A 25201-nucleotide genomic window follows, 5' to 3' on the forward strand; every position below is an offset into this window, starting at 1 on the left:
TTACACTCTTCCGCCCTGTCATATTCTGCATTCTGCAACGGATCAGGATAAGAAAATCAGTATATAGTACTATATTCCTCATGCAAGTTATTGAAAATCGGGTAGTAATATGTTTTCCGGATAGTTGGAATAATACTTGCAACATCCAGAGAACACCAACATAACGATTCTAAAATCATGAGGAGAATGAGTATGATGAAATCGAATCTCTCAACGAGCCTGGTACTGGGCGTTTCCCTGCTGGGTCTGGCCTTTACCGCCCAGGCCGGCAGCGCCAAAAACGGCTATGACAAGCAAAAGGTCGTCTACCATGTGAACAATATTCATACGGCGACCGGTGCTCTGCGTAACGTCAAGAACCATTTGAACGCGACTGGAGATGAAAACGTCGAAGTTATTGTGGTCACTCACAGCAGCGGCGCGTTTTCTCTGGTAGACGGCGCCATGGGTAAAAAAGATAAAAACGGCAACGTTTACAACTTTGAAGATACCGTCGCCGGTCTGGCCAACCGTGGTGTGAAATTCCAGATCTGCGCCAACACCATCCGTGGCAAGAAGATCGACAAAAACAAGATCAACACTTATGCGGAAGTTATTCCCTCAGGTGTTGCACATGTTGCTCACCTGCAGCAGAAGGGCTATCTGTACGTCAAGCCGTAAATAAAAAAAACGGGCGCCAATGGCGCCCGTTTTTCAGGTACCAGGTGCCAGGTCCTGGTGAAAAAAAACCTGAAACAGTGATCTACCCCTCTATCTAGCCATCCAAATTCCACTACCGCTTTGATTAGTGCGGAAATGAAAATGACGCTGATTTTTGGATCAGTTATCCAGCTTTTAGTCTCCAGCCTTAGGGCTTAGGACTTAGAACTTAGAACTTAGAACTTGGCACCTGAAAAAAAGCGCACCCGAAGGTGCGCCTGACTTCACCTGAAGAAGAGACGGTTGTGATTAACTGATTTTGGTTTCCTGACTGGCGGATTTACCCTGGTTATCTTTCCAGGAGAGGGTGAAAGTGTCCCCGCTTTTGGCGCCCTTGAAGCCAAAGGAGATGAATGGGTTTTTGGAGACGCCAGGCCCCCAGTTGCATTTGAGGACGGTGTTCCCATTGTGTTCACACACAACCTCGGTAATGTAATGCGCCGGGATTTTTTTGCCGGTTTTCTTGTCCTTGCGCAGACCGGTTTCCATGGGATGAAAGACGATTGCCTTGACATTGGCCTTGTCGCCCTCGGTCCAGGCGCGGATTTTGATGTCGTTTGCCATTAGTACGAACTCCTTGAAATCTGTTTTGACTGACGGGGCGTTTAACCGCCACAACCACCGAGAGTGACCTTGACCTCTCTTTTGGCGGAATAGAGTTTACCGCCGGCCTGGACCACGGCAATCACATCGGAGGTCTCGGCCATCTTGATACGGCCGCTGATCTCCCCGTCAAATTTGTCAGTCAGCTCATAACTGGCCGTCAACGGGGAGGTGTTAACCGGGACATAAATCGAGATACTTTCCGCATCGGGCAGTTCGGTCCGGACTGTCACCGAGACCACCGCGCCGTTTTCGGCAATATCCGGGGTTTTGAGGGTGATCTTGTCACTCTCGATCAGTTCTGTACCCCCGACCAGTTCGGACAGAGCGGTGTCCATTTTCTCGGCAGTGAAGGCTTTTTCCGGCCAGGCCGCCAGGACCTTGCCCGGCGTCAACAGATTGGCCCCCGCAGCGATTGCCAGGGTGCCGGCTGCCATCGTGCCCTTGAGGAAGAGACGACGTGTATGCTGCATAAAGTTAATCCTCATAAATGGTGAATCGAGTCTGCGCTTATCATTGATAATTATCTTTAGCAGCTTTCGTGCCATTTTTTTTATTCCAGTAAAAACAACAAGATAGCTTGACCCCGCTAACCGGGCCGGGCAGGGAGGCTGCAAAGTGCACCCGGCCCGGTTGCAGAATCCGCCGTGTGGCCGGGAACCGATCGATCCCATTGAGGGTTTGCGACCCGGTCCTGCCGGCGACGCTGCGCAATGCGGAAATTTCTTTTTTATTCAGTGACTTTTGCATCTTTCCTTGAAAAGGATATGGGTAGTCGTTAGACTACGCGCCATCGATTGCGGGGTGGAGCAGTCTGGTAGCTCGTCGGGCTCATAACCCGAAGGTCAGAGGTTCAAATCCTCTCCCCGCTACCAAACAATCGAAAAAAGGCCGGAGACCCGGCCTTTTTTTATGCCTTCGGGTTATGAGCCCGCCGGCGCGTCGGGCTCGGCTGGATCGAATAAGGGCCGAAGGTCAGCGATTCAAATCCTCTCCCCGCTACCAAACAATCGAAAAAGGCCGGAGACCCGGCCTTTTTTTATGCCTTCGGCCCGATAGAAAACCAGCGAGCCCGACACGCTGCGCTGCCGTCGGGCTCGCTGGATCGAATAAGGGCCGAAGGTCAGCGGTTCAAATCCTCTCCCCGCTACCCAACAATCGAAAAAGGCGGGTTCTCCGGCCTTTTCGCTGTCGGGCTGTCGGGTTTGTTCCCTTATCTCGCATTTTTAGTGTGTTATTCCTGAAAGGGCGGGGCGAAAACTAAAGAGGGCGCCGCGGCCTGGGCTGGCGCCAGTGCGAAGCGCATGAAAGCCGCCTGTATGTTCGCAATAATGCTGTTCCCAAGGTAAAATAGTCCGTCCATTTCGCGACGGGAGTGCCGATCTCCATGGGCCGGTGCCTGTGTCGAGTCGGGCTTTCTGTTGTAATCGGATCAATGCCTCGATTTTTGCAGGGTAGCTTCGCCTTTAAATTGGTGCCTGTTGCCCACAAATCGCATTAATTGTCCTGGTGAGGCTGCTTTCCGGTGAAAAACCAAGTAAAATACTCAACATATAACCTTACAAGATAAGGCGTTGAAATTTCATCATCAGGTTAGTATAAAACCTAGTAAATTACTCGGAAATAGTCCGGAGGTTATCGAGGATGACGGCGACACCCAACACAGTGGATGAATTGATTGATCGTGGCTACGAACACGGTTTTATTACCGATATCGAGTCCGATACATTTCCCCCGGGTCTCAATGAAGACGTCATTCGGGCCCTGTCGGCCAAGAAAAATGAGCCCGAGTGGATGTTGGAGTGGCGCCTCAAGGCCTATCGGCACTGGCTGACCCTGGAGCAGCCCAGCTGGGCCCATCTGAACTATCCGCCGATCGACTATCAGTCCATCTCCTACTATTCCGCGCCGAAAAAAGCTGGCGACGGCCCGCAGAGTCTGGACGAGGTCGATCCCGAGCTGATCGATACCTACAACAAGCTGGGGATTCCGCTGGAAGAGCAGATGGCCCTGGCCGGGGTCGCCGTCGATGCGGTATTCGACAGTGTTTCGGTCGCGACCACCTTCCGTGAGAAACTGTCCGAGGCCGGCGTCATTTTCTGCTCCATGTCCGAAGCCGTGCAGGACTATCCGGAACTGGTCAGACAGTATCTGGGCAGCGTGGTACCGCATACGGACAATTTCTTCGCCTGCATGAATGCCGCGGTTTTCTCCGACGGTACGTTCGTCTACATTCCCAAGGGCGTGCGGTGTCCGATGGAGCTGTCCACTTATTTCCGGATCAACGAGGCCAACACCGGGCAGTTCGAACGCACCCTGGTTGTGGCCGAGGAGGCCAGCTACGTCAGTTATCTGGAAGGCTGCACCGCGCCGATGCGCGATGAAAACCAGCTGCATGCCGCGGTGGTCGAGCTGGTCGCCATGGACGATGCCAAGATCAAATATTCCACGGTCCAGAACTGGTATCCCGGCAATGCCGAAGGCAAGGGCGGGATCTACAACTTTGTGACCAAGCGCGGTGATTGCCGCGGCGAACGCTCACACATCTCCTGGACCCAGGTTGAGACCGGCTCGGCCATCACCTGGAAGTACCCCAGCTGTATTCTGCGCGGCGACGACTCCACCGGCGAGTTTTATTCCGTGGCTGTGGCCCGGGGTCGGCAACAGGCCGATACCGGCACCAAGATGATTCACCTGGGACGTAACACCAAGAGCACCATCGTTTCCAAAGGCATCTCCGCCGGCCATGGTCAGAACGCTTACCGGGGGCTGGTGCGTATGACGCCCAAGGCGGAAAACGCCCGCAATCACACCCAGTGTGATTCGTTGCTGATCGGCGACACCAGCGGCGCGCACACCTATCCGTATATCGAGGTGCGCAATCCCACTGCCAAGATGGAACATGAAGCGACCACCTCGAAAATCAGTGAAGACCAGTTGTTCTATTGTCGGCAACGCGGCCTGACTGAAGAAGACGCCGTGTCGATGATCGTCAACGGCTTCTGTAAGGAAGTATTCAACGAATTGCCCATGGAGTTTGCTGTCGAGGCACAGAAGCTCCTTAACGTCACCCTGGAAGGTGCCGTCGGTTAACCCAGTCAAGTTTTGGAGGATAACGAAATGTTGTCGATTAAGAATTTGCACGTCAGTATCGAAGACAAGCCGATACTCAACGGTCTGAACCTGGAAATCGGTACTGGCGAAGTCCATGCCATCATGGGTCCCAACGGCTCCGGTAAAAGTACCCTGTCCTACGTCCTTTCCGGGCGCGAAGGCTATGAAGTCACCGAGGGACAAATCCTGTATGAGGGTGAAGACCTGCTGGAGCTGGAAACCGAAGAGCGTGCCCACAAGGGCATATTCCTGGCTATGCAGTATCCGGTCGAACTGCCCGGCGTGAATAACATGGTGTTTCTCAAAGAGTCGTTAAACGCTATCCGCCGTGCGCGCGGCGAAGAAGAGCTGGATTCAGTCAAGTTCATGCAGCTGGTCAAGGAAAAAGCCAAAATGGTCAAGCTGGATGAAAAACTGCTCAAGCGCAGTGTCAACGCCGGCTTCTCCGGTGGTGAGAAAAAGCGTAACGAAATTCTGCAAATGGCCCTGCTGGAGCCGAAACTGGCACTGCTGGATGAAACCGACTCCGGTCTGGATATCGATGCACTGCGCATTGTTGCCGAGGGCGTCAACGCCTTGCGCAGCCCGGAACGCTCCGTGGTCCTGGTCACCCATTACCAGCGCCTGCTGGATTACATCCAGCCGGATCATGTGCACGTGTTGTCCGAAGGACGTATCGTGCGTTCCGGCGGCAAGGAACTGGCGCATGAGCTCGAAGAGAAAGGTTACAGCTGGCTCAAAGAGGGAGCAGCCGCATGAGTGCAGGTAACGAACAGTCCCGTCAATGGTTTGAAGATCTGGCGCACTCCGGCCAGGTCGATCTGCCGAGCGAAAAACTCGGCTGGCTCGACGATGCCCGGCAACAGGCACGTCAGGCCATCAATACCCTGCCGGTACCGTATCGCAAGCAGGAAGAGTGGCGCTATACCAGCATTGATGGCCTGTTGAAGCAGAATTTTCAGCCCGTAAACGACCCGTTCACCGCACTGCAATCGGTGGACCTGGAGGACTGGTTGTTGCCGGAGATGGATTGTTACCGGCTGGTCTTTGCCAACGGCCGTTGCGTCCCGCATCTTTCCGAGACCAGCGAATTACCCGACGGCGTTCGCGTCGGCAGTCTGCGCGCGGCGTTGACGACCGATCCGGATCTGCTGGCGACCTGGTTCGGGCAAACGGCCAACCACTCTCAACATCTGTTTACAGCCCTGAATACCGTTCTGATCAACGATGGGGTCTTTATTCATGTTGATTCAAATGTGAAGCTGGACAAGCCCATCGAAGTTCTGTATCTGAGCCTGGCCCTGGAAGATGCCGTGGTTGCCCATCCGCGTAATCTGGTGGTGATGGAGCCTGGCAGTGAGGCGACCCTGATCGAGCGTTTTGTCAGCACCGGCCAGTCCGTTTATTTCAACAATAATCTGAGCGAGATTATTCTCAATGAATCGGCGACCCTGATACATCATCGGGTTCAGGATGAAAGCAGTCAGGCTTACCATCTGAGTAACCTGTTTCTTTCTCAACAGAAGCAGAGCCGCTATCGTGGCACGGCCCTGGCACTGGGTGGTGCCTGGGCCCGTACCGAATACAAGGTCAAGTTTCTCGATGAGGAAGCGGAGTGCCGCCTCAACGGACTGTACACAGTGGGGGAAAAACAGCTGACCGATTTCCATCTGGATATCGATCATGCCAAACCACATTGTGCCAGTGAGGAGAATTTCCGCGGCATTTTGTATGGCAAAGGCCGGGCCGTTTTCGATGGTCGTATTCTGGTTGCCAAAGACGCCCAGAAGAGTGATGCCCATCTGCACAATGCCAATCTCATGCTGACCCGAAACGCTGAAGTGGACACCAAGCCGCAGCTTGAGATTTATGCCGATGATGTCAAATGCAGTCACGGTACCAGCGTTGGCCAGCTTGAGCCGGAGCAGATCTACTACATGCGCGCACGCGGCATTGAGACCGCCATGGCCCAGAAAATGCTGTGCCTCGGTTTTGCCGATGAAATTATCGATACCATTGAAATCGAGCCTTTGCGACAGCATGTACATGAAAGACTGCATAATGCGCTGGATCGGGTAGTCAGTGAACAGTTGCAAGCTGAAGAGGTGGCATAATGAGCGCCAGACGAGTTTTGTTTCAGCCACAAATTGAAACAGGCAGCGGGGGCGGTGCATCCGTTGCAGACAGTGACGCACCCCTGGAAGAGCGAATCGTCGAAGCGCTGAAGACGATTTACGACCCGGAAATCCCGGTGAATATTTATGAACTGGGGTTGATTTACGAAGTGAATATCGACCAGGATAACAAGGTTTTTGTCACCATGACCCTGACCACACCGGGTTGTCCGGTTGCCGGCTCCATGCCGGGACAGGTGGAACAAACCATCAAGAATGTTGAAGGTGTTAACGATGCCGAGGTTGAGCTGGTCTGGGATCCACCGTGGACCATCGATCGCATGACTGAAGAAGCACGTTTAACCCTGGGCTTGTTGTAAACAGGAGGTAATTATGGCTGTTGCATTAACCGAAAGTGCCGCCAAACACGTCGAATCCATGCTCGGCAAGCGTGGCAGTGGAATCGGACTGCGTCTGGGTACCCGAAAATCGGGTTGTACCGGCTTTGCCTACGTTGTCGATTATGCCGATGAAGTCAGTGATGACGATGTTGTCTTCGAAAGTCATGGTGTGAAGGTTGTTGTGGATAAGCAGAGCCTGGATAATATTGACGGGACTGAAATCGACTACATGAAAACCAATGCCATTAACGAAGGTTTTGAGTTTCGTAACCCGAATATTAAGGATATGTGCGGTTGCGGCGAGTCCTTCAGCGTCTGATTTCGACCGACAGGAGCAGGCATGACGTCACTTGACGATATCGTCGACACATTTGAAATACTGGGTGACTGGGATCAACGTTATCAATATCTGACCGAGCTGGGTGAAAAATTGCCGCCCCTGCCGGAAGAAGCCCGTATTGAGGACAACAAGGTCAAGGGTTGCATGAGCCAGGTCTGGGTTCATGCCTATCTGAATCCGGATAACCCGGAACTGATTCGTTTCCATGGTGATTGCGATACCAGCATTATCAAGGGCGTACTGGCCCTGTTGATCCAGCTTGTCGAGGATCGCACGGCGGATGAGATCGAGGCGCTGGATGTGGACGAATTTTTTGAAAGGCTCAAGCTCGATGAACACCTGTCACCCAATCGCCATGTCGGTATCTATGCCATCGTCGACCTGATGAAACAGCAGGTTCGGGAACTCAAGGCCAGCCAGCAAGTCTCCGCCTGAGAAGCTCATTCCGAAGGCGGAAGACTACACTTTTTGTGCTTGCTGAATTAATCGACAGCCGAAAAAAAAGCCGGGCAATGCCCGGCTTTTTTTATGGTCATGGTCGATCTGTCAGCCGTGGTCATGGCCTTCGGGGCCGTGGACGTGGCCATGGTCCAGCTCTTCCTGGGTGGCATCACGAACTTCGGTGATGGTCACGTCAAAGTGCAGGTTCTGGCCCGCCAGAGGATGGTTGCCGTCGATGACCACTCCGTCATCCTTGATGTCCATCACGGTGATGGTGAGCGGCTGGCCTTCCGGGGTCATGGCCTGATACTGCGCGCCAACCTGGACTTCGGTGCCTTCGAACATGTCATTCGGCACGGTCTGGATCATGCTGTCATCGCGCTGACCATAGGCTTCTTCCGGCTGTACACTGACGTTGAGTGAATCGCCTTCTGCCTTGCCTGCCAGGGCGTTTTCCAGGCCGGGAATAATATTGCTGGCGCCATGCAGATAGGCCAGGCCCGGGCCGCCCTGAGAGGAATCCAGCACGTTGCCGGTGTCATCTTTGAGGGTATAGTCGATAGTGACGACCTTGTTTTCGGAGATTTGCATAGGTATTCCTTGGAAATGCTGTTGATTTTTGGAGGTACTGTCGATCAAACACCAATACGGTCAGGGAGCCTGATAAGTGGGAATGAAAGAAGCCCGATTGCGTTAATAATGCGTGATCCTAGCACAGACTGAAGCGGATTTCAGGGGGGGAGCGGCCTGGGAGCGGCGCAAAACCGTCTCCGGGGTTAAGAACCCCCCGGGTCCCGCGGAGCAGGGCCGGCACGGGGCTCAGACAGCCTGTTGGCGGCTGTACGGGTAGACTGCCTGTGGCCGAATCGTGCTATAAAGCGCTCTCGGATTCGGTACGGATCCGGTTCTGAAATTCACCCGGCCAGAGATGATTGTATGCAGACCAGAACAGTAAGTACCTCACCCTACAAGGATCAGGCGCCAGGCACCTCGGGATTGCGCAAGCGGGTGGGCCATTTTCAACAGCCCCATTACCTGGAGAACTTTACCCAGTCGATTTTTGACAGTCTGGCTGCGGATCAGCGCCACAGCCTGCTGATCGGCGGCGACGGGCGCTACTACAACGACACGGCGATTCAGACCATCTTGCGCATGGCGCTGGGCAACGGTTTTCGCCGGATAGTGGTGGGACAGCACGGTTATTTGTCCACGCCGGCGGCGTCACTGCTGATACGCAAGTATCAGCTCGATGGCGGCATTATTCTCTCGGCCAGTCACAATCCGGGCGGACCGCAGGGTGATTTCGGTATCAAGTTCAATACCCGTAACGGTGGTCCGGCGCCGGAGAGGCTTACCAACCGGATTTACCAGCTGGCGTCCAGCCTCGAGCAATACCATATTGCCGAACTGGATCCCGTACCGCTTCATGAATGCGCAACCTATCAGTTTGGCGACAGTCGCATCGAGATTATCGACCCGGTCGGGGATTACTCTGATCTGATGGAGCAATTGTTTGATTTTGAACTTATTCGCGAGCAGTTTGCCGCCGGTGAACTGCACATCGCCTATGATGCCATGCATGCCATAACCGGCCCCTATGCCCGCGAGATTTTTCAACAGCGCCTGGGCGCACCGCAAAGCAGTCTGCTTAACGCCGAGCCTTTGTCCGATTTTGGTGGCGCGCATCCGGATCCCAACCTGGCCCATGCCGAACAGCTGCTGGCCATCATGAATCAGGAGAACGGCGCGCCGGATCTGGGTGCTGCCTCGGACGGAGACGGTGATCGGAACATGATTCTGGGCCGCCGGTTTTTTGTCACCCCCAGCGACAGTCTCGCGGTGATGGTGGCCAACGCGCATCGGATCCCCGGCTACCGTGAAGGTCTCCTCGGCGTGGCCCGCTCCATGCCGACCAGCCGGGCGGTTGACCGGGTTGCCGAACGGCTGGAGGTAACCAGCTACGAGACGCCCACCGGCTGGAAGTTTTTCGGCAACCTGCTGGATGACGGACGCATTACTTTTTGTGGGGAGGAGAGCTTCGGCACGGGCTCCGGGCATATTCGTGAAAAGGACGGGCTCTGGGCGATTCTGTTCTGGCTAAATCTGCTGGCGGTGCGCAGGCAATCAGTGGCGGCGATCGTCGCCTCACACTGGCAAGAGTATGGCCGGGACTATTATGCCCGGTATGATTATGAAAATATCGACAGCAGTATTGCCGAACAGCTGGTTAGCGATTTGCGTGGACAGCTGACGGAATTACCCGGACAGCGAATTGCTGATTTTGTCATCACCCGGGCGGACGATTTCTGTTATAAGGATCCAGTGGACGGCAGTCTCAGCGAGCACCAGGGGATTCGCATTCTCTTTGGTGAACAGGCGCGGATAGTGGTGCGCCTGTCGGGTACAGGTACCGATGGAGCCACCCTGCGGCTCTATTTCGAACAGTATGAGCCGCCTACCGGTCAACTGGAACTGCCCACGGAAGAATTTTTACAACCTCTGGTGGAGGTGGGAGAAAACCTGCTTCCTGTCTGCCAAAAAACCGGTCGAAGCGGCCCGAATGTGATTACATGATGTTCTATACTTGTTCGACAATTCACCTTTACGATAAAAGGTAAGGAACCCTTTATGAGTGAGACGCTATTCCAGCTGGAAGTCCGACCCAATATTCCGGAGAAACTCCGTGGCCTGGAGGAACTGGCAAATGACCTTTTGTATAGCTGGGATCGCGACGTGCGCGGCCTGTTTTACCGTCTGGATGATGAGCTCTGGGAGACCTGTAATCATAACCTGAAGGTCTTTTTGCGGCGCGTTGCACAGAACAAACTGGATGAAGCCATCAAGGACCATCTTTTCATGGAAGAGTACTCGAGAGTGATGTCTTCCTTTCGCACCTACCATGAAAAAGGGGTTAGTCCGGCAATCACTGCCCATCTTGACCCGGAGTCGGATCAGGTTGCCTATTTCTGTGCCGAGTTCGGACTGCATGAGAGTTTCCCGATCTATTCCGGAGGGCTGGGTATACTCGCCGGTGATCACTGTAAAGCCGCCAGCGATCTGGGTGTGCCATTTGTCGGCGTCGGTCTTCTTTATAGACAGGGTTATTTTACCCAGTTTATCGATGGCAATGGCAGTCAGCAGGCGCAGTATACGCCGACCAATTTTGACGAACTGGTCGTTCAGCCGGCCTGCGACAGTGACGGTAACGCATTTTACGTACAGGTGGAGATAGAGGCGCGACCTGTCAAGCTCAAGGTGTGGATGGCGCGTGCCGGTCATATCCTGCTGTATCTTCTTGACAGCGATCTGGAAGAGAACAGTAGTGAGGATCGCAGTATTACCTTCCAGCTGTATGGCGGCGACAGCACGACGCGTATTCAGCAGGAAATCGTCCTCGGCATTGGCGGCGTTCGTGCATTGCGCGCACTGGGCATTGAACCGACAATCTGGCATATCAATGAAGGGCATGCCGCATTTCAGATACCGGAACGCTGTCGGGAATACATTGATCAAGGCATGGACTTCAATAGTGCATTGGAGCTGGTTGCGGCCGGGACGGTCTTTACGACGCATACGCCGGTATCGGCAGGCCATGATATCTTTGAAGCCGATCAAATGACCCGTTACTTCAAGGACTACATAAAATCATTGAACATTGACCCGGAAACATTTCTCGCGCTGGGTCAGTCACCGAATAATAACACCAGTTTCAATATGACCGCTCTGGCGTTACGCGGATCACGTTTTCATAACGGGGTTAGCCGGATTCACGGTGGTGTGGCTTCAAGTATGGAAGGTTATGTCTGGCCGCAGATACCGCCTGACGAAAATCCGATTTCCTATGTGACAAACGGAGTACATGTGCCCACCTTTCTGGCCCGTGAATGGGTTAACCTTTTTGATATGCGTTTTCGGGAATGGCACAGTGAACTGAACAATCCGACGTTCTGGGATTGTATCGATACCATTCCCAATCATCGTTACTGGAGTCTGCGCCAGGAATTGAAAGCACAAATGCTGGAGGATGTTAATAAACGCACTCGTCGGCGTTTTCAACGCGCGGGGTTCAGTGAGGCACAATTAAAACGCCTGACAAGTTATACCGGTGAACCGGAACAAAATGTTCTGGTTATAGGGTTTGCCCGGCGTTTTGCGACCTATAAACGTGCCGCCCTGTTATTTTCCGATTTACAACGCCTGGCGCGATTGCTGAACAATCCAAAACGTCCGGTAATGATTGTATTCGCCGGCAAGGCGCATCCCCGGGACAAGCCCGGACAGGAACTGATCCGGACGATACATGAATACTCCCTGCGCCCCGAGTTTATTGGCAAGATTATCATGCTCGAAGGTTATGATATGGCGCTGGCGCGCAAGCTGGTTACCGGAGTCGATGTCTGGCTCAATACGCCGGAATATCCTCTCGAAGCCAGTGGGACTTCCGGTCAAAAGGCCGCAATCAATGGTGTGATTAATCTGAGCGTGCTGGACGGCTGGTGGGGCGAAGGTTTCGATGGCGAAAACGGCTGGGCGATTCATCCTCATGCCAGTAATGCTGATGACACTCTACGCGATCAGGAAGAGTCCGCGGATTTGCTGGATATTCTGGAAAACGAGGTGATTCCCTTGTATTACGACTACGGAAGTCAGGGCTACTCGTCCAGCTGGGTGAAGCTGTCGAAAGCCTCCATGAAAAGCTGCTTGCCACGCTTCAATGCGCAGCGAATGGTAGTGGACTATGTGAAGAATTTTTACGCCCCGGCACGTTACCAGTATTCACGTTTATCCGCGAAGGATTGTGCGCCAGCCCGGAAGCTCTCTGACTGGAAAACAAAAGTACGTGAACAGTGGGGTGATGTCAGTATTCGACGTGTCGATGATATTCGCCAACAGATACATGATGGCGATTCATTACCCATCGTGGTGCATGCCGGACTGAATGGCCTGGTTCCGGAGGATGTCGTGGTCGAATGTGTTGTGGGAGGCAGAAACGACGGTGGGGAGTTCGTCTCGTCCGAACAACACCAGTTCAGGCATACCGGGCTACAGGACGATGAGCATGTTTTCGAATTGTATCTCAAACCGAATAATTCCGGTCTGAATCACTATAAACTGCGAATATATCCCTGGCATGAGCTGTTAAGCCATCCATTTGAAATGGGGTATATGCTCTGGATCTGAGAGTATTAACGCAGAAGCGCAAAGATAAAATAATTTTTAATGTTAAGTCTTGAATGTTGAATTACGTGTAAAGTGATGACTTGAAGTTCAATATTTGACATTTAATATTCGACGTCGCAGCAATGTAGGTCAGGTTGCGCGCAGTGCTACCTGACATTCTCTCCGTTCGGAGGGTATCAAGCAGTCTCTCGCCAGTGTGACCTGCAGTTTATTTTTGAGGATATCTTGGCGAACTTTGCGTCTTTGCACCCAAACAACGGGCATAAACGCCTCTGCGTTATTTTTTTCTATAATTTACAGTCGTCCGTACAGATGTAGCAGGTGGTGGAGTTTTGCGGTGAGATCGGCGGGCAGTTGTTCCCAGTCGAAGCGCCATTGCCAGTTACCTTCCAGGGTACCGGGGGTGTTCATTCGATTTTCGCTGCCCAACTCCAGGAAATCCTGCATCGGTATGACTGCCAGGCAACTGACCGAGGCCAGGGCGCTGCGGATCAACGGCCAGGGCATAGTCGTATCGGCATTTAACCCCAGATATTCCCGGACATAACGGCGGCTCTTTTCATCCAGCTGTCTATACCAGGAGAGGGTGGTGTCATTATCGTGAGTTCCGGTATAGACCAGTGACTCGAATTCGTGCTGATGGGGAAGGTAGTGATTGTTGGGAGCGCCATCGAAGGCAAATTGCAGAATTTTCATGCCGGGCAGGCCGAACTTTTTACGCAGCGCATGGACATCCTCGGTAATCATCCCCAGATCCTCGGCCACCAGCGGGAGCTCGGGGAAGTTTTCATGCAGCGCCTCCAACAATTCATCCCCGGGGGCCTCCACCCAGTGCCCTTCCATCGCGGTTTCTGCGTTGGCGGGTACAGCCCAGAATGCACGTAAGCCCCGAAAATGATCAATCCGCACGACATCGAACAGCGCCAACTGGGTCTGCATGCGTTGCCGCCACCAGAGAAAGTTATCCTGTCGCATGATATCCCAGCGATAGAGTGGGTTGCCCCAGAGTTGCCCGGTCTTGGAAAAATAATCGGGTGGTACACCGGCGATCTGTTGCGGATGACCTTCGGCATCCAGGGTGAACAACCCTCGCTGTGCCCAGATATCGGCGCTGTCGAGGGAGACATAAATTGGTATATCACCCAATAGTTTTACATCATGCGCGTTGGCGTACTGTTTCAGATCGTGCCACTGTTGAGAGACAACAAACTGGCAAAAGCACTGGAAATCGATCCTCTCTGCCAGCTCGGTCCGGCTTTGCTGCAGGGCGGCAGTCTGGCGGTCACGCAGCGGGGCCGGCCACTCGGTCCAGGAGCGGTGCTGTTGCGATTCACGAATCGACATGAACAGGCTGTAATCATCCAGCCAGTGGGACTGGCGGGCAACAAATGCTTCATAGGCCGCGAACAGTGCTCGGGGTTTTCGCTTGTTGAATTGCTCCCAGGCCTGTTCGAGTTGCTGGCGGTGTTGCACGAAGTCCGTGACCTGCGCCGGGTTGTCCAGCAGCTTGCGATCCTTCAACCAGTCAAGACTGATCAGCTCGGGGTTTCCGGCATGTGCCGAGAGTGCCAGATAGGGCGAGCCGTCGGTATGGGTAGGGCCGAGCGGCAGCATTTGCCAGATGGTGACACCGGTCTGCTGCAGAAAATCGATAAAGCGATAGGCATCATGACAGATCTGACCGCGGGGCAACGGTCCGGGCAGGGAAGTCGGATGCAGCAAAACACCGCCCCGACGTTGTCGGTACAACGGATGCACTCAGTCTTCTTCCTGGCCGCGTCGCATGGCACCACCGGCGGCGGGCTGGCCGCCGCCAAGGGAGATCGGCTCGCCCAAACTCTCCGGCGGTTCCAGATCCAGCAAGCTGTACAGATTGGACAGCTGGATGCGGTACAGGTGATCAAAGTCGCGTACCGATTCGGCCGGGTTGTAATCACCGAACCACCAGAACCAGTCGGAGCCTTCACAAATCGCCAGCTGCACCGCAATCTTTTCCCGTACTTCGGGCGTGAACTCACGGGCGGCCAGTTGCTGATCACAGGCCCGTTTGGCGTCGACCAACAGCTCCCAGGCGCGGTTTTTTCCGGCGTCGCCAATCCAAGTGGAGAAAGTGCCATACACCCAGCTGCCAGCGATCACGCGATCCAGGGATGTGATCTCGGGTTGATCCGCCAGATAGGCACTGTAGGTGGTCAGATGTATTGCCGGATTTTCAGCCAGGCCGGCATACAGGGCATCCAGAAAATAATAGCCATTTTCCGGATAGAACTCCCAGGCGTTTTCCCCGTCCAGAATGATCGAGACGATCGGATTGGGGTGTTGCTGGCAGGCCCCGGCAATATTTTCCAGGTGGTGAATCAGGTTGGCTACCGCATCATCGGCATGCCAGGTAGCGTAATCAAATCCGATCAGATCGGACAGGCCGTCATCGCGGAAGAAACAACAGGTTGAGGTGTCGTTATAGCGGTAACCGGTATGCAGACATTGTGTATCTATCGGCGCATCGGATGCCTGTAGACTGTTATGCAGGACTGTATCGCCGCTGGCCAGCCAGGCAAATCCCTTGTCACTGAGAGTGCGAATGGTCGCCTCACTGATACTGCCTTCCGACGGCCAGCAGCCGGTGGGGCGAAAACCAAAGTGTTGCTCGAATACCGCCAGCCCCCTGTCAATGTGCCAGTCAACCCGCTCCTTGCCGCCGGGGTACTGTTCCACTGCCGGAAGTTCAACTTCCGGCAGGGCATCGCGGGCGGAATGGATATCCAGCAGCAGGGGGACAATCGGATGGGCGTAGGGCGTCATCGACAGCTCCACCTGACCCTGCTCGACAAGACGGCGATAACGTCCGATCACATCCCGGCAGAGATCGCCGATAAGTTGCAACAGGGTCCGACGGTCATGTTGGTTGAAGCTGGCCCCTTTGTCGATCAGGGCCTGTACCTGCGGGTTGTTGCGGCGCACGGTCTCGCCCAGCCAGGCGATATGAAACCAGGTGAGAATATCCGTCAAAAAATAGTCATGCAGATAAACAATGGCATCGGGGTGTTCATCCAGCCAGCTGGCGAACTCGGCCAGACGTTGATAGTTGGGATAACGATTGATAAGCCGGGTTTCATTGGCTCGCAGACACTGTTTGATCAGCGATAGACGTTGCTCCCGGTCACTGGGCATGATCGGCTGGGCGAGTGCGTCGAGCAACGGATCCCGGATTTGTGTTCCATGCAGGAAGAAGCTCTCTATCTGTTTGGCATAGTCGTCGATCTGCTCCAGCAAGGTCGGAGTGAAGTTGACCACCGCCCGTGCTGCCTGGTTGACTTCCAGGTGTGCCGCCATATCGACATAATCCTTGATGGTGTGCAGATAGGTCCAGGGCAGGTGATAGTGACCGGTGCGAAGATCACGGTATTCCGGCTGATGCATATGCCAGTAGATGACGACATTGAGGGGCTTAGCGGACATGATGAATCTGCTGTCCCAGCATTTCCGGTGTGACCAGTACCACGCCTTTTGGGGTAATATAATAGTGTTTGGCGTCTTCCTCCGGGTTGACTCCGATCTGGGTGTGATCGGGTATGACACAGCCTTTTTCAATGATCGCGTGGCGAATCTTGCAATGCTGGCCGATCCCGACCTCGGGCAGAATCAGTGAGTCCTCGATCAGAGAGTAGGACTCCACCCGCACGCTGGAGAATAACAGCGAGTGGCGTACGGTCGACCCGGATATAATGCAGCCGCCCGAAACCATCGAGTCGATCGCCTCACCGCGGCGCCCGTCCTCGTCGAACACGAACTTGGCTGGGGGTAATTGTTCCTGATAGGTCCAGATAGGCCAGTCCAGATCATACAGGTTGAGCTCGGGAGTAATGCCGATCAACTCCATGTTGGCCTCCCAGAAGGCGTCCACGGTCCCGACATCCCGCCAGTAGCCTTTGTTGCCACTGACCGGATCACGAAAGGAGTAGGCATAGGCCCGGTAGTTGTCAATCAGGCCGGGAATCACATCCTTGCCAAAGTCGTGACTGGACTGGACATCGTCGGCATCTTCCAGCAGGCGCTCGATCAAAAAATCCTTGTTAAAGACATAAATGCCCATGGAGCAGAGCGATTTTCCCGGGTCGTCGGGCAGGGTGGGGGGATGTTCCGGCTTTTCCAGAAAGTGGCGGATACGCTGTGTCTCGTCAATATCCATGACCCCGAAACCCGAGGCATCTTCGAACGGTACCTCAAGGCAGCCGACGGTAATGTCGGCCTGCTGTTCCACATGAAAAGCGAGCATGGCGCCGTAGTCCATCTTGTATACATGGTCGCCGGCCAGAACGAGCACATATTCGGGGTTATGATTGCGGATGATGTCGATATTCTGGTAGATGGCGTCGGCAGTGCCGGCGTACCAGGAGGTTTCGATGCGTTGCTGGGCGGGCAGCAGCTCGACGAACTCGCCAAACTCGCCGCGCAGCATTCCCCAGCCCTGCTGGATATGGACAATCAGCGAATGGGCCTTGTACTGGGTCAACACCCCGATACGCCGGATACCGGAGTTGATGCAATTGGAGAGCGGGAAATCGATAATCCGGAACTTGCCCCCGAAAGGGACCGACGGCTTGGCGCGCCACAGGGTCAATTGCTTGAGCCGGCTGCCGCGTCCTCCGGCCATAATCAAGGCCAGGGTGTCACGGGTGAGACGACTGACAAAACGGGGTGAACGGCCATGACGCATAACAGCTTCCTTATTTGGTAATTGACCCTATAAAGCCGGTTTCGGGGTCCGGCAGCGCGCGTCCAGTTGTATGCCAGTGATTCACTATAGCAATTTCTGAGCCAGTTCGAAGACAGCGGAGGCAGAGTCGCTCAGCCGGGATAGCCTGATGGTCTGCGGTTGACCCGACTACAGTGACATACAAATCAAGCATAATCGCCATTGTCCGGCTTGAAAAGCAGATTATCCGGGTTTTTGCCAGTTAACCCGGGTGGAGGACCGGGAAGGCATATTCCAGCGAGTACAATGACAGAGATCTGGCAATCCGTCAGGAGGGAGCGGATTTCGTATCGCCATTGAATCACCTATGCTTTAATGACGGTGTCACTGTGTCAGGGCAGTGAGCAAATATGGAAATTGGATGATATCAAGCACATCGAATACGGGTATGCGAACCGACAACCAGCCAGGCGTCACAGCCGATCTGCAGCGTCTTCTGCAGGCCCGTCATCACGATCCCTTTGCCGTGCTGGGACGCCATGAACAGGACGGAAAGACGTTTATTCGTGTTCTGTTGCCACATACCCGGGAGCTCAGACTGGATGATAATGACGCGCTTTTCCAACGGGTGGGTAACAGTGATATTTTTGAGTGGCGGGGCGATGCCGCCCAGCTGCCCCGTTATTACCGCCTGCGACAGATCGACAGCGACGGAATCACCCGCCTGATGCATGATCCTTATGCTTTTGGTCAATTATTGTCCGATTATGATCTTGACCTGTTTTCTGCCGGTAAGCACCTGCATGTCTATCGTATCCTGGGTGCCCATCCCTGTACTATCGACGGCATTGACGGCATCCGCTTCGCCACCTGGGCGCCCAATGCCGAGCGGGTCAGTGTGATTGGCAGCTTCAACCGCTGGGATGGTCGCTGTCATCCAATGCGCTCGCGAAACAGTAGCGGGGTATGGGAGCTGTTTATTCCGGAGTTGACGGTTGGTGAGCTGTACAAGTATGAGATCCGCAATCGCGACAGTGGTGAGGTGCAGCAGAAGTTCGATCCCTATGCGCAACAAACCGAGTTGCGGCCCAATACCGCTTCAGTAGTATTCGAAAGCCGGTATGACTGGCAGGACGACGCATGGCTGACACAGCGCCAGGAATATGACTGGCTGCATCAACCGATGAGTATCTACGAAATTCACCTCGCATCCTGGCAGCGGGATGATCAGGGCGGCTATCTGGATTACCGGGAACTGGCGCACCGGATTGTGCCTTATATCAACGACCTGGGCTTTACCCATATTGAATTACTGCCGGTGACTGAGCATCCTTTTGACGACTCCTGGGGTTATCAGACCACCGGCTATTTCGCACCGACCGTCCGTTTTGGTAGCCCCGATGACTTTCGTTATTTTGTCGACTATTGTCATCAACATGATATTGGTGTGCTGCTTGACTGGGTGCCGGCCCATTTCCCGCGTGATGCCTTTGCCCTGGCAAAGTACGATGGCAGTGCCCTGTACGAACATGAAGATCCCCGGCGTGGTGAACATCCGGATTGGGGTACGCTGATTTACAACTACGGACGCAATGAGGTGCGTAATTTTCTGATCAGCAGTGCCATTTTCTGGCTTCATGAATATCATCTCGACGGACTGCGGGTCGATGCTGTTGCCTCAATGCTGTATCTCGATTACTCCAAAGACAAGCAGGATGAATGGTTGCCCAACATCCACGGCGGAAACGAAAATCTCGAGGCCATCGAATTTTTGCGTGAAATGAATACGGCAACCCATCGTGAAGTCCCCGGCACCCTGATCATGGCCGAAGAGTCCACCGCCTGGCCGCAGGTAACTCGACCTGTTGAGTTGGGCGGGTTGGGGTTTTCCATGAAATGGAATATGGGATGGATGCATGATGTTCTGGAATACTTTTCCCAGGATCCGATTCATCGACGTTATCATCACGATAAATTGACTTTTGGGCTGATTTACCTGTTTACCGAGAACTTTATTCTGCCTTTCTCCCATGACGAGGTGGTACACGGAAAATCTTCGTTACTGTATAAAATGCCGGGCGATGAATGGCAGAAGTTTGCCAATTTGCGGCTGCTCTATACTTTTATGTATGCCTATCCGGGAAAGAAGCTGCTGTTTATGGGTTGCGAGTTCGGCCAGGGACCCGAATGGAATGCCAAGGAACAACTGCAGTGGCAGGTGCTTGAATATGCCGTGCACCACGGTCTGCAAAAACTGGTTGGTGATCTCAACAGCCTGTATCGGCGGGAACCGGCTCTGCACGCTTACGATTTTGATTATCAGGGATTTGAATGGATCGATTGTCATGACTCGATGCAATCGGTTATCAGCTTTATTCGAAAAAGCGATAAGCGTTTTGTGATCGTGATACTGAATTTTACCCCGTTGCCGCGCGAGGGTTATCGTATAGGTGTGCCGAAGGCTGGGCGCTATCGTGAAATTCACAATTCCGACTCGGCATTTTATGCCGGCAGCAATGTCGGTAATCTGGGCGAGTTGTATACCACCGGTGTCAGCTGGATGGGGCGCCCCGATTCATTGTCACTGACCCTGCCGCCGCTGGCCGGGATTATACTTGAATATATCGCCGACTAATGGTTTCACGACGTATTCTGTATTGCAGCAGTGAGGCCTACCCGCTGATCAAAACCGGCGGTCTGGGCGATGTGGCCGGCAGTTTGCCGCGCGCGCTGCAACAACTGGGGCACGATATGCGTCTGTTGTTACCGGCCTATCGTGATCTGTTGCAGAATCTTTCTCAGCGGCCACGTCGCCTGATTGAATTGACTATCGATCACTACCCGGTAACCCTGTGGCAGACCACCCTGCCGGGCAGTCGTGTGGTTACCTGGCTGGTGGACTGTCCGCCGCTGTTCGATCGCCCCGGCAATCCTTACCTTGATGATGACGGCGAACCCTGGCCGGATAATGCACAACGGTTTGCACTGTTTGATCAAGTGGCGGCGCGTCTGGCTGGCGACCAGACCGGTCTCGACTGGCAGCCGGATATTGTCCACGGCAACGACTGGCAATGTGGTCTGATTCCGGTCTATCTTGAATCGCAGACCGACCGCCCTGCCAGTGTGTTTAGCCTGCATAATCTGGCTTATCAGGGGCTGTTCGATCGCCCAACCTTTGACGAACTCGGGTTGCTCGAGTCCCTGTGGCATTTTACCCGCCTCGAATATCACGGTCGGTTTTCCTTCCTCAAAGGAGGACTGATCTATGCCGATCGGATTACCACCGTCAGCCCGACCTATGCCCGGGAGATCCAGACCCCGGTGTTCGGCCATGGTATGGAAGACGTTCTGGCACACCGGGCGGATCGACTCAGCGGCATTCTCAACGGAATCGATACCCGTACCTGGAACCCGGGTACGGATCGCCTGATTGTCAAACGCTATAACCGGCGGCATCTGCTGGATAAACAGGCCAATAAGAGAGCTCTGCAGGCGCACTTCGGTCTGCCGCAAACCGGCGAGTCCATGCTGATCGGGATGGTGACCCGCCTGGTGGAACAGAAGGGGATTGATCTTGTTCTCGACAGCCTGCCATGGCTATTCAACCTGCCCGTGCAACTGGTGATACTCGGCAGTGGCGACAAACGCTATGAACAGGCGTTACAACAGGCGGTAAAACAATATCCCCGGCAGTTGGCGGTAACAATTGGTTACGATGAACAGCTGGCCCACCGCATTGAGGCGGGGGCAGACCTGTTTTTAATGCCCTCGCGCTTTGAGCCCTGCGGGCTTAACCAGATGTACAGTCAGCGTTATGGCACCCTGCCGTTGGTTACCCCGGTCGGCGGGTTGGCGGATACCGTCATTGATGCCAGCGGTGAGGCGCTGCAACGGGGTGAGGGCAGCGGATTTGTCATGCGGGAGATTAGCGTGCCGGCGCTGCAGGAAAGCCTGCAGCGGGCTGTGAGGGGCTATCAGACACCGCTGAGCTGGCGACAGCTGCAACAGTTTGCCATGCAACAGGATTTTTCCTGGAAACACAGCGCGTCGGCCTACGCTGCACTGTATGAACAGGCTCTGCAGGATAGTCGCATGGTCTGACGTCGTCGGGCGTTTTCAATTCAGACGTTTTTTTGCTGCGGCAAAACAGTCCTCTTGCCACAGGCAATTCTGCTGGTCGCAGAGCCCGTTGACAGCGGTGGCAAAGCAGTTGAAGTTGCCCTCGGCAGCCTGGATCTGCCGCACCAGCTCGACCTTGTTCCGGCGCGAGTTTTCAGGCCGTGCTGTTTAGCGATTTGCCGGATATCCTGCATTTGCATGGCTGATCTCCTGAGCGACTCGTAAGCGGGTAAGTCTGGAACCGGGTTATGACATGACTGTGGCAAACCCGTAATGGGGTGGGCGAAGTATAGTCCCGATTTGCGCCTCATGTTAAAAGGGTTAAAGAAAAAGGATCCAGAAAAAAGAAAAGGCACAGCCCGGGGAAGGCTGCGCCAAAGGCGGAGTTGAATCCGCATTGAGGTTTTCGCCATCAGGCGGGAGGAGATACCACGTTATCGGTGGCAACCGGCTCTGTAGTCGCCGGCGGCTCGAATTGGTTAACAACGTATGACTCAGCGGTCTGGTCGGATTTCAGAAACAACTCAACGAACGTGGCGTAATTAAACTGACTGTTCATGGCGCTCACCTCCAGGGTGTGATCAAGTCTGTTGAACCTGTGCTACAGCAAACCTGTTTCAACAATCATGCCAGATGAGTGATTGTGTCGCTTCATTAGCCAAATAACTGTATTTTAATGGAATATCTCGTTGGTCCGGGGTTGTCGTATTTAAATTGATTCGCCCCCGGTCTCAGGTTTTGCACCAGCCTGGAACACTTGAGACGCTTGGCGCACGCGGTTGGCGCGCAAGACAAAGCCACTTTAATATTGTGTCAGAGTTGGTTTCGAGGAGCGACGCTTTGCCCTGCTTCCCGCACCTGTAATGCAAAAGAATATTTGTGTGCCACCCCGAAGACCAGTGTGTGTTATGTCCCACAGTTACCACTGAATCGCGAAAGTCGGCGACGAATTATGTGATTCGCGCCGCCGTTCGGTCGATTGAGGGACGTGTCGGGAGCAGGGAAGTGGCCCAGTTCCGTTTCCGGGTGTATACAACAACCCCGATTAGAACAGGCGCAGCTGATTGACGCCGCACAGGAGACAGACAGCTCCCTCTGTGTTCTTCTTTTCGGCAATCAAGTAAGTTTTTCCGAGAGGAATTTCGGTCAATACCTGTCGCAAGAGAGTGAAGTGTTCTAATCTAAATAAGTATTCCAAATGACAGCGTCGATAAAGTCAAGGTGTTCGGGCATTTAGAACGCCGTTCAGGAAAGATAAAGATATTTGCATGCAGCCAGATGATAACAGGGCCACAGAATCGGGAAGTTTGCCGCACGGAAAGGAGTCCTCGCATCACCGGACCTTTGGTATATCCCGGGTTAGTCATGAGGAATTCCGCTTCCTGTACGCCGCCGAGCATGTCTATGTGGCAGGACTTTTTTTGCATGGATTGTTTCTGTTTGTCTTCTTCTGGCTGAATATCCATGAACTTTACCTGTTCAATGTGTTCAGTCTGGTAGTATTTTTGCTGGCGCTTTATCTCAATCGCAATGACCATTATTATCTGGCTTTGTGGTTGACCTATATCGAGGTGGTTTCCCACGCCAGTTTGGCTATATTTCTTGTCGGGTGGAGCAGTGGTTTTTATTACTACATGTTTGCTATTTCCCCATTGCTATTCATCAAGCCGACTCGCCCCCTTGCTGAAAAAATTCTGTTGTCTGCTGTCCCTGTTGGGTTGATGATTGTATTTTACGTCGATCCGCTTAACATGTTTCCCGTATATCATTTGGATGTTCATGTTACTCGCTTGTTGCATATCGGCAACCTGGTTGCCACCGTGGCGCTGGTTGCCTACCTGGCGCATTATTATTCCAAGGGCGTCAATGACTCGGAAAGACAGCTTCAAAGGCTAACAGAAGCCTATGAGGAGCTTGCCACGTATGATTCTCTGACACGACTTCTTAATCGTCATGCAATGATTCAGGCGATAAAGGAGGAGGTCAGTCGGTTTCAACGTGATAAAAAGCCTTTTGTTCTGGCATTGGGTGATATTGATGATTTCAAGAACATTAATGATCGTTTCGGTCATCATGCCGGTGATGTTTTATTGAAGGAGTTCGCGTCACGTATGCAACAACGATTGCGGCGACACGACGTGGTCAGCCGCTGGGGTGGCGAGGAGTTTTTGATTATGTTGGCCAATGTGACGTTGGAGGAGGCCGAGGCCGTTTTGAGCGATTTGCGTGATTGTCTGGCCGAGCCGATGAGAATAAACAGTCTTGTTCATCAGGTAACGATTACTTTCGGGGCCTGTCAGTACAGTGATGAACTGGGTGTTGATAAAACCATTCAGTTTGCCGATAACGCCATGTATCAGGGAAAACATGACGGTAAAAACCGGGTGGTATTGGCAAAAGGCGTGCAGGAATAACCGTCAATCGCCTGGTTAACCTCCCCCTGCCACTTGCATGACAAGATAGCCCGTATAGCCGATAAACACGACGAGCAGCAGGCCTCCTTCAAACCGATTAATGCGCCCCGCACCCTTTAACCGGAAACCGAATACAAACAACGACAGAGTTAATACCCCCATTACGAACATGTCACGGATCAGAAGCTCATTCGGGATCGCCATCGGTTGGATCATTCCGGCAATCCCGACTACCGCCAGGGTATTGAACAGATTGGAGCCGATGACATTCCCCAGCGCCAGATCATGCTCCCCTTTGCGGATGGCGCTCAGCGAGGCCGCGAGTTCCGGTAACGAGGTGCCCAACGCGACAACGGTCAAACCGATAATCAGATCGCTGACCCCGAAACCCTGGGCGATGCTCACCGCACCCCATACCAGTCCGCGCGAGCTGACAATCAGCAGTAGCAGACCCAGGCCCAGCGCGATCCACGCCCGTTTCAGCGGTAGCGGATGGGTGGCCAGTTCCGAGTCCATTTCCCGGGCGAGCGTATCATCCCGTTCGCGCAGCCCCGCACGTATCGCCCAGCCTATCAGCCCGGCAAACACCAGTAACAGCCCTATTGCATCGAGGCGGCTCAGTGCGCCGTCCCACAATTGCCATGCGGCCAGAAGCGTGACCAGGGTAAGAACCGGCAGTTCCTTGCGTACTACCTGAGAATGCACGACGATCGGGCTGAGCAGGGCTGTCAGCCCCAGAATCAAGGCGATATTGGCAATATTGGACCCATAGGCATTACCCAGCGCGAGCCCCGGGTTTCCCTGCCAGGCCGCCACCGCAGAGACCATCATCTCCGGTGCCGAGGTGCCAAACCCGACGATGACCATGCCAATCAGCAGCGGTGGCATCCCGTGGTGGCGTGCCACTGCCGCCGCGCCGTCCACAAACCGATCGGCACTCCAGATCAGTAATAACAGACTGACTATTACCACGCTTGTTGCCAGAACCATCACACGCCTCTTCAAAGCTACCTGTCGCTATTCTCAACAGTGCCAATCCTGACTGCAAGTACCAATTTCGATATTGACGCATGAAAAGA

At 53.8% G+C, this 25201-nt stretch carries 20 protein-coding genes and 1 tRNA gene; 13 read left to right on the forward strand and 8 right to left on the reverse strand.

The window, feature by feature from the left end; genetic code table 11:
- Window positions 1–192 precede the first annotated feature (192 nt).
- Window positions 193–660 carry a DsrE family protein gene (locus EDC23_RS04260; protein WP_166668768.1) on the forward strand — a complete coding sequence of 156 codons (468 nt, stop codon included), beginning with the start codon at window positions 193–195 and terminating at the stop codon, window positions 658–660.
- Between the two features lie 288 nt (window positions 661–948).
- Here the strand turns inward: EDC23_RS04260 and soxZ are convergent, their stop codons facing one another.
- The 3 genes from soxZ to EDC23_RS04275 are packed head-to-tail and all read right to left on the reverse strand — an operon-like array spanning window position 949 to window position 2052.
- The gene (soxZ, locus tag EDC23_RS04265; RefSeq protein WP_134081529.1) at window positions 949–1263 is read right to left on the reverse strand and encodes a thiosulfate oxidation carrier complex protein SoxZ; all 315 of its coding nucleotides are present in this window, start codon (window positions 1261–1263) and stop codon (window positions 949–951) included.
- A 41-nt stretch (window positions 1264–1304) separates the two neighbouring features.
- Complete coding sequence (gene soxY, locus EDC23_RS04270; protein WP_134081531.1) at window positions 1305–1775, reverse strand: thiosulfate oxidation carrier protein SoxY; 471 nt, start codon at window positions 1773–1775, stop codon at window positions 1305–1307.
- 40 nt (window positions 1776–1815) lie between these two features.
- A complete protein-coding gene (locus EDC23_RS04275; RefSeq protein ID WP_134081533.1) occupies window positions 1816–2052 on the reverse strand; it encodes a hypothetical protein in 237 nt (78 codons plus the stop codon).
- A 48-nt stretch (window positions 2053–2100) separates the two neighbouring features.
- Here EDC23_RS04275 and EDC23_RS04280 point away from each other — a divergent pair.
- The 7 genes from EDC23_RS04280 (at window position 2101) to EDC23_RS04310 (ending at window position 7706) form a co-directional block, all read left to right on the forward strand.
- A tRNA-Met gene (locus tag EDC23_RS04280) sits at window positions 2101–2177 on the forward strand.
- Window positions 2178–2946: 769 nt separating this feature from the next.
- Window positions 2947–4395 (forward strand): Fe-S cluster assembly protein SufB, encoded by a 1449-nt coding sequence (sufB, locus tag EDC23_RS04285; RefSeq protein WP_134081535.1) that lies wholly within the window; start codon window positions 2947–2949, stop codon window positions 4393–4395.
- 27 nt (window positions 4396–4422) lie between these two features.
- Window positions 4423–5175, forward strand: a complete 753-nt coding sequence (gene sufC, locus EDC23_RS04290; protein WP_134081537.1) for a Fe-S cluster assembly ATPase SufC — start codon at window positions 4423–4425, stop codon at window positions 5173–5175.
- On the forward strand, window positions 5172–6530 hold the full coding sequence (gene sufD, locus EDC23_RS04295; protein ID WP_134081539.1) for a Fe-S cluster assembly protein SufD: 1359 nt from the start codon (window positions 5172–5174) through the stop codon (window positions 6528–6530). Before sufC ends, sufD begins: the two co-directional genes overlap by 4 nt.
- Entirely contained in the window at window positions 6530–6910 is a 381-nt protein-coding gene (locus EDC23_RS04300; protein WP_134081541.1) for an SUF system Fe-S cluster assembly protein, read from the forward strand. Before sufD ends, EDC23_RS04300 begins: the two co-directional genes overlap by 1 nt.
- A 13-nt stretch (window positions 6911–6923) precedes the next feature.
- Window positions 6924–7250: a HesB/IscA family protein gene (locus EDC23_RS04305; protein WP_134081543.1), complete on the forward strand. Its 327-nt coding sequence runs from the start codon at window positions 6924–6926 to the stop codon at window positions 7248–7250.
- 21 nt (window positions 7251–7271) lie between these two features.
- Window positions 7272–7706, forward strand: coding sequence for a SufE family protein (locus EDC23_RS04310; protein ID WP_134081545.1), 435 nt, complete (start codon window positions 7272–7274; stop codon window positions 7704–7706).
- A gap of 111 nt (window positions 7707–7817) precedes the next feature.
- Here EDC23_RS04310 and EDC23_RS04315 read toward each other — a convergent pair whose 3' ends face one another.
- Window positions 7818–8303: an FKBP-type peptidyl-prolyl cis-trans isomerase gene (locus tag EDC23_RS04315; RefSeq protein WP_134081547.1), complete on the reverse strand. Its 486-nt coding sequence runs from the start codon at window positions 8301–8303 to the stop codon at window positions 7818–7820.
- A 345-nt stretch (window positions 8304–8648) separates the two neighbouring features.
- On the opposite strand from EDC23_RS04315, the gene EDC23_RS04320 reads away from it, so the two are divergent.
- Window positions 8649–10286, forward strand: a complete 1638-nt coding sequence (locus EDC23_RS04320) for an alpha-D-glucose phosphate-specific phosphoglucomutase (protein WP_134081549.1) — start codon at window positions 8649–8651, stop codon at window positions 10284–10286.
- Between the two features lie 54 nt (window positions 10287–10340).
- A complete protein-coding gene (gene glgP, locus EDC23_RS04325) occupies window positions 10341–12893 on the forward strand; it encodes an alpha-glucan family phosphorylase (RefSeq protein ID WP_134081551.1) in 2553 nt (850 codons plus the stop codon).
- Window positions 12894–13187: 294 nt separating this feature from the next.
- On the opposite strand, the gene malQ is transcribed toward glgP, so the two are convergent.
- Genes malQ through glgC form a run of 3 tightly spaced genes read right to left on the reverse strand, consistent with a single transcriptional unit; the run spans window position 13188 to window position 17610 of the window.
- The gene (malQ, locus tag EDC23_RS04330; RefSeq protein ID WP_134081553.1) at window positions 13188–14651 is read right to left on the reverse strand and encodes a 4-alpha-glucanotransferase; all 1464 of its coding nucleotides are present in this window, start codon (window positions 14649–14651) and stop codon (window positions 13188–13190) included.
- Window positions 14652–16352, reverse strand: a complete 1701-nt coding sequence (locus tag EDC23_RS04335) for a glycoside hydrolase family 57 protein (protein WP_134081555.1) — start codon at window positions 16350–16352, stop codon at window positions 14652–14654.
- The gene (glgC, locus tag EDC23_RS04340; RefSeq protein ID WP_134081557.1) at window positions 16342–17610 is read right to left on the reverse strand and encodes a glucose-1-phosphate adenylyltransferase; all 1269 of its coding nucleotides are present in this window, start codon (window positions 17608–17610) and stop codon (window positions 16342–16344) included. Before glgC ends, EDC23_RS04335 begins: the two co-directional genes overlap by 11 nt.
- A gap of 427 nt (window positions 17611–18037) precedes the next feature.
- On the opposite strand from glgC, the gene glgB reads away from it, so the two are divergent.
- The 3 genes from glgB to EDC23_RS04360 all read left to right on the forward strand — a co-directional run bounded on the left by glgB (window position 18038) and on the right by EDC23_RS04360 (window position 24122).
- Window positions 18038–20224, forward strand: a complete 2187-nt coding sequence (gene glgB / locus EDC23_RS04345; protein WP_134081559.1) for a 1,4-alpha-glucan branching protein GlgB — start codon at window positions 18038–18040, stop codon at window positions 20222–20224.
- Window positions 20224–21690 (forward strand): glycogen synthase GlgA, encoded by a 1467-nt coding sequence (glgA, locus tag EDC23_RS04350; RefSeq protein ID WP_134081561.1) that lies wholly within the window; start codon window positions 20224–20226, stop codon window positions 21688–21690. Before glgB ends, glgA begins: the two co-directional genes overlap by 1 nt.
- Before the next feature lie 1286 nt (window positions 21691–22976).
- Window positions 22977–24122, forward strand: a complete 1146-nt coding sequence (locus EDC23_RS04360) for a GGDEF domain-containing protein (protein ID WP_134081563.1) — start codon at window positions 22977–22979, stop codon at window positions 24120–24122.
- Between the two features lie 15 nt (window positions 24123–24137).
- Here the strand turns inward: EDC23_RS04360 and EDC23_RS04365 are convergent, their stop codons facing one another.
- Window positions 24138–25112 carry a calcium/sodium antiporter gene (locus EDC23_RS04365; protein ID WP_134081565.1) on the reverse strand — a complete coding sequence of 325 codons (975 nt, stop codon included), beginning with the start codon at window positions 25110–25112 and terminating at the stop codon, window positions 24138–24140.
- Window positions 25113–25201 lie beyond the last annotated feature (89 nt).

The organism is Thiohalophilus thiocyanatoxydans, assembly GCF_004366735.1.
GTDB classification, from domain to species: domain Bacteria; phylum Pseudomonadota; class Gammaproteobacteria; order UBA6429; family Thiohalophilaceae; genus Thiohalophilus; species Thiohalophilus thiocyanatoxydans.

Bases quoted from the DNA above. Each gene is read 5' to 3' on its own strand.
- EDC23_RS04315 (WP_134081547.1), bottom strand. From the start codon at position 8,303: ATGCAAATCTCCGAAAACAAGGTCGTCACTATCGACTATACCCTCAAA.
- EDC23_RS04260 (WP_166668768.1), top strand. From the start codon at position 193: ATGATGAAATCGAATCTCTCAACGAGCCTGGTACTGGGCGTTTCCCTG.
- EDC23_RS04365 (WP_134081565.1), bottom strand. From the start codon at position 25,112: ATGGTTCTGGCAACAAGCGTGGTAATAGTCAGTCTGTTATTACTGATC.
- glgB (WP_134081559.1), top strand. From the start codon at position 18,038: ATGCGAACCGACAACCAGCCAGGCGTCACAGCCGATCTGCAGCGTCTT.
- soxZ (WP_134081529.1), bottom strand. From the start codon at position 1,263: ATGGCAAACGACATCAAAATCCGCGCCTGGACCGAGGGCGACAAGGCC.
- sufB (WP_134081535.1), top strand. From the start codon at position 2,947: ATGACGGCGACACCCAACACAGTGGATGAATTGATTGATCGTGGCTAC.
- EDC23_RS04320 (WP_134081549.1), top strand. From the start codon at position 8,649: ATGCAGACCAGAACAGTAAGTACCTCACCCTACAAGGATCAGGCGCCA.
- soxY (WP_134081531.1), bottom strand. From the start codon at position 1,775: ATGCAGCATACACGTCGTCTCTTCCTCAAGGGCACGATGGCAGCCGGC.
- EDC23_RS04305 (WP_134081543.1), top strand. From the start codon at position 6,924: ATGGCTGTTGCATTAACCGAAAGTGCCGCCAAACACGTCGAATCCATG.
- EDC23_RS04275 (WP_134081533.1), bottom strand. From the start codon at position 2,052: ATGCAAAAGTCACTGAATAAAAAAGAAATTTCCGCATTGCGCAGCGTC.
- sufD (WP_134081539.1), top strand. From the start codon at position 5,172: ATGAGTGCAGGTAACGAACAGTCCCGTCAATGGTTTGAAGATCTGGCG.
- EDC23_RS04310 (WP_134081545.1), top strand. From the start codon at position 7,272: ATGACGTCACTTGACGATATCGTCGACACATTTGAAATACTGGGTGAC.
- glgC (WP_134081557.1), bottom strand. From the start codon at position 17,610: ATGCGTCATGGCCGTTCACCCCGTTTTGTCAGTCGTCTCACCCGTGAC.
- glgA (WP_134081561.1), top strand. From the start codon at position 20,224: ATGGTTTCACGACGTATTCTGTATTGCAGCAGTGAGGCCTACCCGCTG.
- glgP (WP_134081551.1), top strand. From the start codon at position 10,341: ATGAGTGAGACGCTATTCCAGCTGGAAGTCCGACCCAATATTCCGGAG.
- EDC23_RS04300 (WP_134081541.1), top strand. From the start codon at position 6,530: ATGAGCGCCAGACGAGTTTTGTTTCAGCCACAAATTGAAACAGGCAGC.
- EDC23_RS04360 (WP_134081563.1), top strand. From the start codon at position 22,977: ATGCAGCCAGATGATAACAGGGCCACAGAATCGGGAAGTTTGCCGCAC.
- EDC23_RS04335 (WP_134081555.1), bottom strand. From the start codon at position 16,352: ATGTCCGCTAAGCCCCTCAATGTCGTCATCTACTGGCATATGCATCAG.
- sufC (WP_134081537.1), top strand. From the start codon at position 4,423: ATGTTGTCGATTAAGAATTTGCACGTCAGTATCGAAGACAAGCCGATA.